The organism is Alphaproteobacteria bacterium, assembly GCA_017308135.1.
Lineage (GTDB): Bacteria > Pseudomonadota > Alphaproteobacteria > CACIAM-22H2 > CACIAM-22H2 > Tagaea.
Genome location: JAFKFM010000008.1, coordinates 481,468 through 494,902, shown reverse-complemented (window position 1 = coordinate 494,902; position 13,435 = coordinate 481,468). Strand labels below are relative to the sequence as shown.

Below are 13,435 nucleotides of genomic sequence, written 5' to 3'. Positions count from 1 at the left end.
GAGATAGTGGATAGTCGGCGTCTTCGTCGGCTTTTTCTCACAGATCAAATGTCGATGTTAGGCGTCGGTAGTTTGTAGAGGGCGACGCCGACGCAGAAGATCTGTGAACGCCGCTGCCGTAGTTCCGCATAGATCGTTCCATCGAAGTTGTACCTTACATAACTATAGTCCCAAGCCTCGTCGTGGGACTGTGGGCGATCATCGTGTTCAATCTGTGCAAGAAAGTATAAATCTTCTGGATCTTGAAAATGAATTCTCTCAAATAGAACAATCTCTTCGTGTTTGCTCGGTACAACATCAGGATCCACTATAATTTTCTCTCCGCTCCTGACCTGTCCGGTTCCGGAATCCTTTGCTAACTCAATGACAAATGCATTAGGACCAGCTGGTTTAATCAGAGCGAATGCCTTTGAATTCCAGTTGATGTATTCGCGTCTGGATCTGGGCACATAGAACGATGGCGATCCAGGTATTCCAAGAAATGGAACGATCTGCTTCGGTGTATTTTCATTTGGGAGCTTGATCAATGCGCGACCGAAGCTATCGAACGTAACAACGCCACCCGTCGCTAATGTCGCCGCGATTGTTCGAAAACGTTCCTTTGTTTCGGCATCAAATCCAAACTGCCCTGACAGACTGTCGTCGGCGCTGTCGATCAATTTGGAAAGGAGGGTCTCAGCGTCAATTTGCCCTAAGTTCGCCAGAATGCCAGGCGCAGGTTGCGCAGCAGCGGAGGCCACGAGCGTGGCAGTGACAATCTCGATCAATTCATTTCGATCACTCGTCGTTTCAGTTTGTTTGCCGATGTGAAGCAGAACTTTTGACGCGAGATCTATGGTCGCCGTCGGTAATCCGAACTGCTCGAGCCGTTCGGTGAGCAGGTCGATCGGCAGTCTTGCATCTAGTAGTGCGGTTATGGCTCTGGCCAGTAGCTTCGTCGCGACCGCGTTCTCTCGATCGGGCAATCCGTGCTGATCGCTTTCGGGGAGGAGGTCGGCGGGAGCGCAGCCCAGTGCTGGCGCAAGCTTCGACATCCAAGTCTGCGTGAGCTGACGAAGGCCGAGTTCGAGCTTTTGGATCTGGGCCGCTACTGTCCCAACGCGTTCTGCCAAGGCGGCGCGCGACATCTTTCGGGCTTCGCGCCATTCCCGAATTCGATTCGGCGGAGATTTCTTGGGTTTTGCCATGATTGACCAGGAGTTACCCAATTTGTACCAAAATCGTTTTAATTATACCAAAATGGTATTAAGCTAGCGTAAATAGTCTCGCCTCAAGGATTGCTCGATGATCGAGTTGCGGTTTGCGAGCCAGGGTGAGGCTTATGAGTCGGCTAAAGAGACGGCCGATGCTCTTGGATTGTCAGTCAAAGACTATTTGATCTTGTGTATCGCAGAGGGTCACAAGACTTTGACAACGCGTGCTTTATTGGAATCCGGTGAGCTTATTTTTCCAACTTTCGAGCGGCGTGGCTCTCTGGCGTATACGGCAAACAACTTCGCGAACGTTAGTTCGGCGCAAATCAAAAGCGGCCCGCAGCAGTCTGCGCTCATTCTGGAAACGGATGGCGGCGTTGCGGCGGTAAGCTCCGAGTTACAGATCCCAGCCGCGCATGGGCGTTCGGAGCTAAAGGTCAGTCGAGATAGTCGAATGCGTCGTGTATTCAGATACTTATGGAAGGCGTTGAAGTGATGCCTGTGCTGCGGTCCATCAGTTTGGGGCTGGCGCGACGGCCGAAGTTAAGTCGGTGGCCGCAAACTTCTGGGCATGGCAACTCGGCCCAGCCATCCGCCCGCGGCGTCATCGCGGGCTTTGACCTCGCAATCCGGAGATTCCTCTCCCGCCAAACGCGCGCGCGCATCCCGCACCGCGCCGAAGGACTATCGCGTGAAGGCTGAGATCATCGTGGCCGAAGTCTCAGAGGTGGAGGTCCAGATGTTCGGTTCGCTCTTCGGCGATTTGGTCGAGGCCGTGCTCGCTGTCGATAAGGAGACGAAATGACTATGCGTGCAGCGATCTACGCTCGTGTCTCGACCGCCCGGCAAGCCGAGGCGGATTTGTCGATGCCGGATCAGGTCGCGCGTTGCAGGTCGTTCTGCGAAGGCAAAGGTTGGTGCGTCGTTCAGGTCTTTGAAGAACCGGGAGCCTCTGCGCTTGATGATGGCCGTCCGATTTTTCAAAAAATGATCGAGGCTTCGAAAGACGATCCGCGACCGTTTGATGTCGTTGTTGTGCATTCCTTTTCGAGATTTTCAAGAGACACGCTCCATTCCGAAATCTATGTACGCGATCTTCGGAAGCGCGGTGTATCTCTTGTCGCGGCAACCCAAGAAATTTCGAGCGATCCGACAGGTGAGGTCGTTCGAAAGATGTTGAATATCATCGACGAAATGCAAAGCCGCGAAAATGCGAAGCATACTTCGCGCGCAATGCTCGCAAATGCGGCCCAAGGGTTTTGGAATGGAGCGCCGCCACCGTTCGGCTATTTGGTGGAAATTGCAGAATGGCGTGGAAAGAAGGCGAAGAAACGCCTCGCCGTTGAGCCGCTCGAAGCCGATCAGGTTCGCGAAGTCTTCGAGCTCGCGGCAGGAGAGCGTTTCGGTAGGCCGTTCGGCATAAAAGAGATATGCAAACTTCTTAACTCACGCGGCTCGCGTCGGCGCGGACGTCCGTGGGGGATCGGCAGTTTGCATGGCCTTCTTCGTGATTCGACATATGTTGGGCGTCGATATTTCAATCAATTCGATACGCGTAACAAGCGACCCCGTCCGCAATCGGAGTGGGTCGTAAATCCGACGCCGCCAATCGTTAGCGAAGAGTTGTTCTCAAAAGTTCAGTCGAGCCTGACGGCGCGGCGCTCTACCACCATTGCACCACGCCTCGTGAACGGCCCGACATTGCTTGCCGGCATAGTCCGCTGTGAATCCTGCGGCGGTGCGATGGTCATAAATACGGGTAAGGGAGGCCGGTATCGATATTACTCGTGCTCGACCAGGTTGAAGCAAGGGGCGACTCAGTGTGCGGGAAACCGCGTACCCATGGATTGGTTGGACGGTGTCGTACTCGACGAATTGACGGGACGTGTCTTCACGCCCGAGCGCCTTCGTTCGCTGGTCGAGGGATATGTCGCGGCGGCCGCGAAGCGACTCAATAAATCCGGAGAGGATGTCGTCCGCCTCGAGCGAGAGATTGCAGATGTCGTGAAGAGCCTTGGCAATCTGTTGAGGCTTGTCGAGACGGGAACGGTCTCAGCGGAGGATCCGAGCCTGAAGCCGAGGATTACCGATTTGACCAAACGCCGCGATCAGCTGATGGCCGAGCAAGAGATTGCCAGAAAGCCCACCCGTCAAGCCGAGCTTATGATCATCGACGACAAGAAGCTCGATGCTCTCGTGCAATCCGTTGGCGATCGGCTGCGCAACGGCGATCCGAAAATTCGGCAGACATATCTTCGAAAATTCGTGAGTACGGTTCGCGTTTCCGGAACCGAAATCCATATATCTGGGATGAAATCGGCTTTGGCCGAAGCTGCCATTTCGGGGCAGGCGACGAACAAAGCTGGAGTTCTCAGTTTTGTTCCGGAATGGCGTCCCCTAGGGGATTCGAACCCCTGTCACCACCGTGAAAGGGTGGTGTCCTAGGCCTCTAGACGAAGGGGACATCCTTCGCGAAAGCGGGCCTGTGTACCCGCTTGTGCGGCGCAAATCAAGTGCCGGAAAAGAGCGTTTTTACGGCCGAAAACGCGAGCTTAACGCAGTCGTGCCGGCTTTTGTGCCGCGCGACGGGCGCAAACGCGTCCCACGGGGCCGGGGCGCACCCGCCCGCGAGCACCGATTCGACCGCCGCTTGGGCTTCGGCGAGGGTGGCCGCGGCGGGTTTTCCGTCCAACACGCGCGCCAACGCCGCCGCCGACGCTTGGCATAACGCGCATCCACGCACCTTGTGACGAATGTCGCGCGCGATCCCGTTCTCGATCTTGCCGTCGAGCGTCACGCGATCGCCGCACAGCGGATTGTCGACCGTGACGCCCGTTCCCGGCGGCAACGCGGCCGCGTGCGTGCGGTCCTTGGCCAGCGCCATCAACGCGTCGTGATAAAGCGCGTCGTTCATGTCAGCACGCGCTTGGCGTCGGCGAGGCCGGCGAAGAACAGGTCGATGTCGTCCTCTTCGCAGTAGAGCGCGAGCGATGCGCGCGTCGTGCCTGCGAGATCGAATTTCGCGTGCAGCGGTTGCGCGCAATGATGCCCGCCGCGCAACGCCACGCCATGCCGATCCATGATCTGGCAGATATCGTGCGGGTGGGCGCCCGCGAGATCAAACGACACGACGGGTGCGCGGCCTTGCAAGCCTTGCGGCCCGATCACGGTCACACCATCGATCGCGCGCAATCCGTCGAGCAAGCGGCCGGTCAAACGCAGCTCATGCGCCGCAATCGCCGCCCAATCGAGCGTGCCGAGCCATTCGCACGCCGCCCCCAAGCCGATCGCGCCGGAGATCGGCGGCGTGCCCGCTTCGAACTTCGCGGGCGCCTTGGCCGGCGTGAAGCCTTGCGTGGTGACGCTCGCGATCATCTCGCCGCCGCCCAGGAAGGGCGGCATCGCGTCGAGCAATTCGGCTCGCGCCCACAACACGCCCACGCCATGCGGCGCGAAGGTCTTGTGGCCGCTGAAGGCGTAGAAGTCGACGCCCAGGGCGGGGATATCGACCGGCCCGTGCGGCGTGCGCTGCGCGCCGTCGAGCAGCACGCGCGCGCCGACGCGCTTGGCTTCCGCCACGATCGCCGGGACGTCGAGAACCGCGCCCGTCACGTTCGACACATGGGCGAGCGCAACGAGCTTCGTGCGCGGCGACAGGGCTTGCGGCACGATGCGGCCTTGGCCATCGACCGGCAGGAAAGTGACCTTCACGCCGCTGCGCGCAGCCAACATGTGCCACGGCACGATGTTGGAATGATGCTCCAGTTCCGAGACCGCGATCTCGTCGCCGGGCTTCAGCAACGCGCCGAAGGAATTCGCGACGAGATTGATGGCAGCCGTACAGCCGCTGGTGAACACGATCTCCTCGGCGGGCACCGAAAGATATGTGGCGATCTGCGCGCGCGCATTCGCGTAAGCCTCGGTCGCCGCTTCGGCCAAACGATGCACGCCGCGTTTGACGTTGGCGCGCGCGCCGGTCTCGAACGCACGTACAGCGTCGAGCACGATATCGGGCGTTTGCGCCGTCGCACCGCTATCGAGATAGGCGACGCGCGGACCCGTCTGGTTCAACAATGGAAAATGCCGGCGCAGGGTCACGCGGATTTCTCCCGCGCCGCGCGGAAGGCGGCCAAGGCTTCGGCGGTATCGAGATCGACCAGCACGCCGTCATCCGGCATCGGCACTTCGCAGAGCATGTCTTCGTGTTTGCGCATAACGACGCGTGCACCCTGATCGCCATCGAGGGCGAGGATTTCGGCGAAGAAATCGCGGCCCCAGAGGACGGGATTGCCGCGCTTGCCGTCGAAGGCCGAAACGCAAATCGCGCGGCCTTCGATGGGCGAAAAGGCGGCGATCAGGCGATCGACATGCGCCGCCGTAACCAACGGCATGTCGCCGAGCAACACGACCGCGCCGTCGCAATCCGCCGGCACTTGCGCGATGCCCGCGCGGACGGAGCTTGCGAGACCCGAAGCGAAATCCGGGTTCTCGACGACCGCGACGTCGGGCGGTAGCGCGGCCTTGGCGCGCACCGCGTCGTTGCCGACCACGACGATGGTGTGGGCGGCTTGCGATCGCGTGGCGGCGGCCAAGGCGCGCGACAGCATCGTTTGGCCGTCGATCTCGACGAACAGCTTGTTGGCGGGCGCCATGCGGCTGGATTTGCCGGCGGCGAGCACGATGGCAGCGATCTTCGGCGCTTTGGGGGAAGGGGATTCGCCCGCACGCGGGGTCGGGCGCGGGATTTCGGCGAGCAAACCGCCCACGCCCATCCGCGATATCGCGTCGCGACCGATGGGTAAACCCGCCGCATGACGGCGCAGCACCCAATCGAAACCGTTGAGCTTGGGCGAACGCGCGCAGCCGGGCAGACCGATCACGCTGGCACCGCCAAGGCGTGCGACGAGCAGCAGATTGCCGGGATCGACCGGCATGCCGAAATGCTCGACATTGCCGCCCGCCGCTTCGATCGCGGCGGGGATCGCATCGCGTCGATCGACGACGGCCGAGGCGCCGATGACCAGGATGGGATCGCAACCGGATGCGGCGCGAAGTTCCTGCGCGATCGCGGCGGCGTCGTGATCGCAGATGCGCGCGGATTTCAACGTGGCGCCCAACGCCGCGAGACGTTGGCGCGTCGCGTCCTCGGTCTTGTCGAGCACCGATGGCTTGGTGCCGGGCAGGCGCGTTTGGATCAGCGCCGCGCGTTTGGGCGTGAAGGGCGCGAAGGTCACGGCGTTTGCGGCGAGCGCCAAACATTTCTCCAGCGCCGCGCGCGGTGCCGCGAAGGGAATGATCTTGACGGTCGCCAGCATCGTGCGCGGTTCGGCGGGCGCGAGATCGGCGAGCGTCGCCACGGTGATCGCTTCGTGCACGGCGTTGATCGCGTCGATCTTGGCGGCGTCGATGCGCACGAGGCCGGGGACTTTGGCGAACAGATTGCAGCGCCCGGTGAAGGGGGCCGCGACCTCGATGCCGTCGCCCGCCAACGCTTTGGCCAACGCATGCGCCGCGTCGTCCTCGGCCACGTCGTCGGCGTCGAGCCTTGCGACGATCACCAACGCGACACCCGAGGCTTTGAGCGCCTCGATATCGGCCGCGTTGAGCTTGCGGCCTTTGCGCAAGGACACCGCACCCGCGCGCACGCCATGGGCGAGGATCGCCCCTTCGGCTTGGGCGGGCGGGACGGGGCCGAAAAACATCAGGGCTTCCGGCGCGCCTGGACGATTTGCGCGACGATCGACACCGCGATTTCGGCGGGCGACAACGCGCCGATATCGAGCCCGACGGGCCCGCGAATGCGCGCGAGCGTCGCGTCGTCGTGGCCGAGTTCCTTCAAGCGCGCGAGGCGTGCCGCGTGCGTCTTCCGCGAACCGAGTGCCCCGATATAGAAGGCCGGCGATTTGAGTGCGGCGTCGAGGGCGGGGTCGTCGATCTTCGGATCATGGGTCAGCGTGACGATGGCGCTGCGCGTATCGGGCTTCAACTCCGCCATCGCGTCGTCCGGCCAATCGGTCGAAACGGCGTATTCTTCGAAACGCTGCGACGTGGCGAAGGCGCGGCGCGGATCGATCAGTGTGACGCCATAGCCCGCCATCACGCCCATGCGCGCGAGCGGATCGGCGATATGGACCGCACCGACGACGATCAAACGCGGCGGCGGGTTGTGAACCTGCACGAAGACCGGCCCCGCACCGGTTTGCAGCGTGCCGGACTCATCGCGCGCCAGCATGTCCTGCATGCCGATGATCATGTCGACGTCCAGGCACAACGGACCTTCGGTGCCGTCCTTGAAGATCAGCTTCTGCGCGCCGGAGCGCAAATTCGTGGCGAGCGCCACCGGCCGCTTGGCGCGGCGGGCTTCCTGCAACGCGGCGAGAATGGCGGAGTCCATCGCGTCAGCCCAATTTCTCGACGAAGACCTGGACCTTGCCGCCGCAGGCGAGGCCGACTTCCCAGGCTTGCTCGTTGGTCACGCCGAAATCGAGCAAGCGCGGCTTGCCGTCGCCGATCGCGGCGAGCGCTTCCTTGATGACGGCCCCTTCGATGCAGCCGCCGGAGACCGAGCCCAAGAACTTGCCTTCGCCGTCGACGGCGAGTTGCGAGCCGACGGGCCGGGGCGACGAGCCCCAGGTCGTGACCACGGTGGCGAGCGCCACTTTGCGGCCTTCGCGGCGCCAAGCTTCGGCTTGGTCGAGCACGTCTTCGGTCATGCGGCCATCCCTCGCCAAACGTAACGGCCCCGAATGCGCGGGGCTTCGCCCAGGGCTTCGACCAGCGCTTCGAGCGAGTCGAGATTATGGACCGGGCGGAACTCGTCGACGAACGGCAGGATCGCCCGGATCCCCAAAGATTTGGGTTCGAAGCGGTCGTAGCGCAAGAGGGGGTTGAGCCAGACGAGCCGCCCGCAGGATTTGGCCAGACGCTCGGCCTCCACGGCCAAACCGTCGCCCGCTTCGCGATCGAGCCCGTCCGTCACAAGAAGCACCGTGGGCGAGCGCGCCAGGCTGCGCCGCGACCAGCGCCAATTGAATTCGCGCAAGCAGGCGCCGATGCGCGTCCCGCCGGACCAATCCTCGACCAGCTCGGCGATCCTCGACAACGCCTTGTCGACATCCTTCTGGCGCATCGCGCGCGTGACGTTGGTGAGGCGCGTGCCGAACAGGAAGACCTGCAAGCGCGCCCGGTCGGTCGCCAGAAGATGCAGGAAATGCAGCAGCATGCGCGCGTAGCGTTCCATCGAGCCCGAGATATCGAGCAGCACGACCAAGGGCGGCTCCTCGACGCGCGGGGCCTTGAAGGCGAGGGTCGCCATATCGCCGCCCGAGCGCAGCATCGCGCGGATCGTCGCGCGATGGTCGAGGCGCCGTCCGCGTTTGTCGGGGCGATGGCGGCGCGTGCGCCGCATGGGGAAGGGCGAAACGAGCCGCGCCATGGCGTGTTGGGCGCGCGCGATCTCGTCGGCCGACATCTGCTCGAAATCCTTCTTTTGCAGGAGTTCGCGCTCGGAGAACGTCATCGCCGCGTCGAAACGCTCTTCGTCTTCCTGCTGCTCGACGGGCCTGGGCGCGCGATCGACGGTATTGAACGCTTCGGCCACGCGACGCAGCGGTTCCTCGACCTCGCCCTTGTCGTCGCCGACGGGCGAGGGCGGCAGCAGCGTGCTCATCGCGCGTTCGAGCAGCTTGGGATCGCGCCAAAACATGCGGAAGGCTTGGTCGAAGACTTCGCGCTGATCGCGGCGATTGACCAGCGTGGCGTGCAGCGACCAATAAAGATCGGATTTGCTGGCCACACCCGCCGCACCGACGGCGCGCACGGCCTCGATCGCGCGGCCGGGGCCGACAGGAATACCGGCCGCGCGCAGCAGCCGCGCGAAGCGCACGATGTTCTCGACCAGCGTGCCTTCGCCGTCGCTCATGCGGCCGTTTCTTCCACCGACTGCAGCAGCTTCATCGCGGTCGTGCCGCGAATGCGCGCGATATCGTCCTGGTATTTGAGCAAGGCGCCCAGCGTGTCGTCGATCGTCGCGGGATCGAGCGCGATACGGTCGAGGGCGACCAGCGCGTTGGTCCAGTCGAGCGTTTCGGCGACACCCGGCTGCTTGAAAAGCTCTTCGCCGCGCAGCTTCTGCACGAAGCCGACGACTTGGCGCGACAGTTTCTCGCCCACGCCCGGGCATTTGCTACGCACGATCTGCAATTCGCGCGCGGCGTCGGGGAAGTCGACCCAGGCGTAGAAGCAGCGGCGCTTCAACGCGTCGTGGATTTCACGCGTGCGGTTGGACGTGACGATGGTCAGCGGCGGGGCGGGGGCCTTGACCGTGCCCAATTCCGGAATCGTTACCTGCCAATCCGACAGGACTTCGAGCAGATAGGCCTCGAACGGTTCGTCGGCGCGGTCGAGTTCGTCGATCAGCAGCACCGGCGGGCCGGCGGGATCGGGGGCCAGTGCTTCCAGCAACGGGCGGCGGATCAGGAAACGCTCCGAGAAGATCTCGCTTTCCAGCGTCGTCTTGCTGTCGCCGCCCGCTTCGGCGAGGCGGATTTCCATCATCTGGCGCGGATAGTTCCACTCATAGACGGCGGCGGCGGCGTCCAAGCCTTCGTAGCATTGCAGGCGGATCAGCTTGCGGCCCAGGCTCGCGGCCAGAACCTTGGCGATCTCGGTCTTGCCGGTTCCCGGCTCGCCCTCCAGGAACAAGGGGCGGCCGAGTTTGAGCGAGAGCAGCAAGGCGGTCGCGAGGCTGCGGTCGGCGACGTAGTTCTTGGCGGCGAGCAGGTCGAGCGTGGCTTCGACCGTTTTCGGCAATTCCATGGGAGTCCGGTGTCCAGATGCGATGAAGCCCCAGCATCGCACGCCGCCGGGCCGCTCCGGAAGGGCCTTAGCTTCGACCCGCTATGCTTTGATTGCGCGAGAGTTTCGCTCATGCGCACCAAAGAAAAAGGCCGGCGCCCGAAGGACGCCGGCCCATAGTCTTGGTACGGGGCGGTCTTAGGCCGCCGCCACCGCGCGTTTGGCCATCACGCCGATCAGATGGGCGCGATACTCGGCCGAACCGTGGATATCGGAGTTGAGACCGTTCGCCGAGGCCTTGACGCCGTCGAGCGCAGCGGCCGCGAAGTTCTTCGAAAGGGCCGCTTCGGCTTCCTTCCAGCGGAAGACCGACGCGGCGGCACCCGTCACCGCGACGCGCACGCCGCTAGCGGTCTTGGCGACGAACACGCCGACCAGCGCGTAGCGCGAGGCGGGCTGGTCGAATTTCTGATACGCGGCCTTCTCGGCGACGGGGAAGGAAACCGAGACGATCAGCTCGCCCGCGTCCAACGCCGTTTCGAACATGCCGCGGAAGAAATCGTCCGCCGCGATTTCGCGCTTGTTGGTCTTGATCGTGGCGCCTAGCGCCAAGCACGCGGCCGGGTAGTCGGCGGCCGGATCGTTATTGGCGATCGACCCGCCGATCGTGCCGCGATGGCGCACGGCCGGATCGCCGATGCCGCCCGCGAGCGCGGCGAGCGCCGGGATGGCCTTCTTGACGTCAGCCGAGGCGGCGACATCGGCATGCTTGGTCATGGCGCCGATCGTGACCTTACCGCCGGCGACGGAGATACCGGCGAGGTCCTTGATGGCGCCCAGATCGACGACCGCCGAGGGGCGGGCGAGGCGCTGCTTGAGGGTGGGGATCAAAGTCTGGCCGCCGGCGAGGGGCTTCGCCTCGCCGTCGGCGCCGAGCAGCTTCACCGCGTCGGCGACGCTGGCGGGTTTGTGATAGGCGAAATCATACATCGTCCGTCTCCCTCACTCGGCCGCGGCGCGGCGGCCGGAATTCAGCAGCGCCCAGATCTTAGAGGGCGTTGCGGGCATGTCGATATGGCGTACACCCGTCTCGCGCAGCGCATCCACCACCGCGTTGATCACGGCGGGGGGCGAGCCGATCGCGCCGACTTCGCCCACACCCTTTACGCCCAGCGGATTATGGGTGCAAAGCGTACTTTGGGTGGCGACGTCGAAGCTGGGCAGGTCGTCGGCGCGGGGCATCGTGTAGTCCATGTACGAGCCCGAGCGTAGCTGGCCGTTTTCGTCGTAGACGCAAGTTTCCAGCAGCGCTTGGCCGATGCCTTGGGCGAGGCCGCCATGAACTTGGCCTTCGACGATCATCGGATTGACGACCCGGCCCACATCGTCCACGGCCGTGAACTTCACCACCTTGGTGACGCCGGTATCGGGGTCGATCTCGACCTCGCAGATATGGCAGCCGCCGGGGAAGGTGAAGTTCTTGGGATCGTAGAACGCGGTTTCTTCGAGGCCCGGTTCGACCGTGTCGATCGGGTAGTTATGCGGCACATAGGCGGCCAGCGAGATCTCGCCGAACGCCTTGGCCTTGTCCGTGCCCGCGACGACGAATTTGCCGTCCTTCAATTCGATATCGGCGGGCGAGGCTTCGAGCAGATGCGCTGCGATCTTCTTGGCCTTGTCGACGATCTTGTCGAGCGCCTTGACGATGGCGGTGCCGCCGACGGCCAGCGAACGCGAGCCATAGGTGCCCATGCCGAACGGGATCTTGTTCGTATCGCCATGCGAGACCTCGATCTGATCGATCGAAATGCCGAGACGATCGGCGACCAACTGCGCATAGGTCGTCTCGTGGCCTTGGCCGTGGCTATGGCAACCGGTGAACACGGTGACCGAGCCGGTCGGATGCACGCGGATATTCGCGCATTCGTAAAGACCCGCCCGCGCCCCCAGCGATCCCACCACCGCCGACGGCGCGATGCCGCAAGCTTCGAGATAGGTCGAAATACCGATCCCGCGCAGCTTGCCCTTCTTCGCGGCGGCCACACGGCGCGCCTCGAACCCGGCCCAGTCGGCGATTTTCAGCGCCGAGGCGAGTGTCGCTTGATAATCGCCGCTGTCGTATTGCAACGCGACCGGCGTTTGATAGGGGAAGGCATCGGCGGGGATGAAGTTCCGCTTGCGGATCTCGACGCGATCCATGCCCATCTCGGCGGCGCAATTGTCGACGAGACGCTCGAGCAGGAACGTCGCCTCGGGGCGACCGGCGCCGCGATACGCATCGACCGGCACCGTGTTGGTGAACAGGGCGCGCACTTCGGCGTAGATGACCGGCGTCGTGTAGGTGCCCGCCAGCAGCGTGGCGTAGAGATAGGTCGGCACCGCCGGCGCGAAAGTCGAGAGATAGGCGCCCATATTGGCGTCCGTCTTGACCCGCAGCGCGAGGAACTTGCCGTCCTTATCCATCGCCATTTCGGCGTGGCTGACGTGATCGCGGCCATGTGCATCGGACATGAAGGATTCGGCGCGATCGCAAGTCCACTTGATCGGGCGGCCGACCTTCGCTGACGCCCACGTCACCGTCGCTTCTTCGGCGTAGTGGAAAATCTTCGAACCGAAACCGCCGCCCACATCGGGGGCGACGACGCGCAAACGGCTTTCGGGGATTTGCAGCACGAAGGCACCCATCAGCAGACGGATGACATGCGGGTTCTGGCTGGTGGTGTAGAGCGTGTATTCGCCCGTCGCGCGATCGAAATCGCCGATCGCGGCACGCGGCTCCATCGCGTTGGGGATCAGGCGGTTGTTGACGAGGTCGAGCTTCGCGACCTTGAACGCCTTCTTGAACGCGGCGTCGCACGCGTCCTTGTCGCCGATATGCCAGTCGTAGCAGACATTGCCGCCGTCATGGACCTTGGCCGCACCCGGCTTCACCGCATCGGCCATTGTGCCGACGACGGGAAGTTCGGTGAGCTGCACGTCGATCAATTCGGCGGCGTCTTTGGCCTGCTCGCGCGTTTCGGCGATGACCACGGCGATCGGGTCGCCGACATGGCGCACCTTGCCTTGAGCGAGGACGGGGTGCGGCGGCTCCTGCATCGGCGAGCCGTCTTTGTTTTTGACCAGCCAGCCGCAGGGCAGGCCGCCTTTGCCGTCGGCGGCGAAATCGGCCCCGGTGAAGATCGCGACCACGCCCGGCGCCTTGGCGGCCTTGGCGGTGTCGATATTGCCGATCGTCGCGTGGGCGACTTGGCTGCGCAGGAAGTAAGCGTGCGTCTGGCCCGGGCGATTGATGTCGTCGGTGTAGTTGCCGCGACCGGTCAAAAACCGGAAATCTTCCTTGCGCCGGACGGCGGCGCCGATCCCTTCCGCTCCCATATCATCCTCCCTGAAACCGCGTGTCGTTCAGAACGTCGGTGTGCCCGCATCTTTTTGTCGTGCGGTTGGGA

General features: G+C 63.3%; 13 protein-coding genes, 1 tRNA gene and 2 pseudogenes. 4 read left to right on the top strand and 12 right to left on the bottom strand.

Features of this window, described 5'->3' with window-relative positions:
* Window positions 1-44 precede the first annotated feature (44 nt).
* Window positions 45-1,187 (bottom strand): helix-turn-helix transcriptional regulator, encoded by a 1,143-nt coding sequence (locus J0H39_10760; protein MBN9497221.1) that lies wholly within the window; start codon window positions 1,185-1,187, stop codon window positions 45-47.
* A gap of 97 nt (window positions 1,188-1,284) precedes the next feature.
* On the opposite strand from J0H39_10760, the gene J0H39_10755 reads away from it, so the two are divergent.
* The 4 genes and pseudogenes from J0H39_10755 (at window position 1,285) to J0H39_10740 (ending at window position 3,071) form a co-directional block, all read left to right on the top strand.
* Entirely contained in the window at window positions 1,285-1,689 is a 405-nt protein-coding gene (locus J0H39_10755; protein ID MBN9497220.1) for a hypothetical protein, read from the top strand.
* 120 nt (window positions 1,690-1,809) lie between these two features.
* Window positions 1,810-1,998, top strand: coding sequence for a hypothetical protein (locus J0H39_10750; protein MBN9497219.1), 189 nt, complete (start codon window positions 1,810-1,812; stop codon window positions 1,996-1,998).
* 368 nt (window positions 1,999-2,366) lie between these two features.
* Window positions 2,367-2,849: pseudogene (locus J0H39_10745) on the top strand (recombinase family protein).
* 87 nt (window positions 2,850-2,936) lie between these two features.
* Window positions 2,937-3,071 (top strand): annotated as a pseudogene (locus J0H39_10740) (zinc ribbon domain-containing protein).
* A 174-nt stretch (window positions 3,072-3,245) separates the two neighbouring features.
* Here J0H39_10740 and J0H39_10735 read toward each other — a convergent pair.
* The 11 genes from J0H39_10735 to J0H39_10685 form a co-directional block, all read right to left on the bottom strand.
* Window positions 3,246-3,494 (bottom strand): hypothetical protein, encoded by a 249-nt coding sequence (locus J0H39_10735; protein ID MBN9497218.1) that lies wholly within the window; start codon window positions 3,492-3,494, stop codon window positions 3,246-3,248.
* An 87-nt stretch (window positions 3,495-3,581) separates the two neighbouring features.
* Window positions 3,582-3,657 (bottom strand) — tRNA-Glu (locus J0H39_10730).
* A 45-nt stretch (window positions 3,658-3,702) separates the two neighbouring features.
* Window positions 3,703-4,107, bottom strand: a complete 405-nt coding sequence (locus J0H39_10725; protein MBN9497217.1) for an iron-sulfur cluster assembly scaffold protein — start codon at window positions 4,105-4,107, stop codon at window positions 3,703-3,705.
* Window positions 4,104-5,297: an aminotransferase class V-fold PLP-dependent enzyme gene (locus J0H39_10720; GenBank protein ID MBN9497216.1), complete on the bottom strand. Its 1,194-nt coding sequence runs from the start codon at window positions 5,295-5,297 to the stop codon at window positions 4,104-4,106. The genes J0H39_10725 and J0H39_10720 overlap by 4 nt, the downstream gene beginning before the upstream one ends.
* Window positions 5,288-6,895, bottom strand: coding sequence for a molybdopterin-binding/glycosyltransferase family 2 protein (locus tag J0H39_10715; GenBank protein ID MBN9497215.1), 1,608 nt, complete (start codon window positions 6,893-6,895; stop codon window positions 5,288-5,290). The genes J0H39_10720 and J0H39_10715 overlap by 10 nt, the downstream gene beginning before the upstream one ends.
* The gene (locus J0H39_10710; protein MBN9497214.1) at window positions 6,895-7,587 is read right to left on the bottom strand and encodes an XdhC family protein; all 693 of its coding nucleotides are present in this window, start codon (window positions 7,585-7,587) and stop codon (window positions 6,895-6,897) included. Before J0H39_10710 ends, J0H39_10715 begins: the two co-directional genes overlap by 1 nt.
* Before the next feature lie 4 nt (window positions 7,588-7,591).
* A complete protein-coding gene (locus J0H39_10705) occupies window positions 7,592-7,906 on the bottom strand; it encodes an XdhC family protein (protein MBN9497213.1) in 315 nt (104 codons plus the stop codon).
* A complete protein-coding gene (locus tag J0H39_10700) occupies window positions 7,903-9,114 on the bottom strand; it encodes a VWA domain-containing protein (GenBank protein ID MBN9497212.1) in 1,212 nt (403 codons plus the stop codon). The genes J0H39_10705 and J0H39_10700 overlap by 4 nt, the downstream gene beginning before the upstream one ends.
* A complete protein-coding gene (locus J0H39_10695) occupies window positions 9,111-10,010 on the bottom strand; it encodes a MoxR family ATPase (GenBank protein ID MBN9497211.1) in 900 nt (299 codons plus the stop codon). Before J0H39_10695 ends, J0H39_10700 begins: the two co-directional genes overlap by 4 nt.
* Window positions 10,011-10,187: 177 nt before the next feature.
* Window positions 10,188-10,979: a xanthine dehydrogenase family protein subunit M gene (locus J0H39_10690; protein ID MBN9497210.1), complete on the bottom strand. Its 792-nt coding sequence runs from the start codon at window positions 10,977-10,979 to the stop codon at window positions 10,188-10,190.
* A gap of 12 nt (window positions 10,980-10,991) precedes the next feature.
* The gene (locus tag J0H39_10685; GenBank protein MBN9497209.1) at window positions 10,992-13,364 is read right to left on the bottom strand and encodes a xanthine dehydrogenase family protein molybdopterin-binding subunit; all 2,373 of its coding nucleotides are present in this window, start codon (window positions 13,362-13,364) and stop codon (window positions 10,992-10,994) included.
* Between the last annotated feature and the right edge of the window lie 71 nt (window positions 13,365-13,435).

What these genes read in the sequence shown, in the direction of transcription:
- J0H39_10685 (MBN9497209.1), bottom strand. Translation starts at nt 13,364, where the DNA reads ATGGGAGCGGAAGGGATCGGCGCCGCCGTCCGGCGCAAGGAAGATTTC.
- J0H39_10755 (MBN9497220.1), top strand. Translation starts at nt 1,285, where the DNA reads ATGATCGAGTTGCGGTTTGCGAGCCAGGGTGAGGCTTATGAGTCGGCT.
- J0H39_10735 (MBN9497218.1), bottom strand. Translation starts at nt 3,494, where the DNA reads ATGGATTTCGGTTCCGGAAACGCGAACCGTACTCACGAATTTTCGAAG.
- J0H39_10715 (MBN9497215.1), bottom strand. Translation starts at nt 6,895, where the DNA reads ATGTTTTTCGGCCCCGTCCCGCCCGCCCAAGCCGAAGGGGCGATCCTC.
- J0H39_10690 (MBN9497210.1), bottom strand. Translation starts at nt 10,979, where the DNA reads ATGTATGATTTCGCCTATCACAAACCCGCCAGCGTCGCCGACGCGGTG.
- J0H39_10700 (MBN9497212.1), bottom strand. Translation starts at nt 9,114, where the DNA reads ATGAGCGACGGCGAAGGCACGCTGGTCGAGAACATCGTGCGCTTCGCG.
- J0H39_10695 (MBN9497211.1), bottom strand. Translation starts at nt 10,010, where the DNA reads ATGGAATTGCCGAAAACGGTCGAAGCCACGCTCGACCTGCTCGCCGCC.
- J0H39_10760 (MBN9497221.1), bottom strand. Translation starts at nt 1,187, where the DNA reads ATGGCAAAACCCAAGAAATCTCCGCCGAATCGAATTCGGGAATGGCGC.
- J0H39_10705 (MBN9497213.1), bottom strand. Translation starts at nt 7,906, where the DNA reads ATGACCGAAGACGTGCTCGACCAAGCCGAAGCTTGGCGCCGCGAAGGC.
- J0H39_10710 (MBN9497214.1), bottom strand. Translation starts at nt 7,587, where the DNA reads ATGGACTCCGCCATTCTCGCCGCGTTGCAGGAAGCCCGCCGCGCCAAG.
- J0H39_10725 (MBN9497217.1), bottom strand. Translation starts at nt 4,107, where the DNA reads ATGAACGACGCGCTTTATCACGACGCGTTGATGGCGCTGGCCAAGGAC.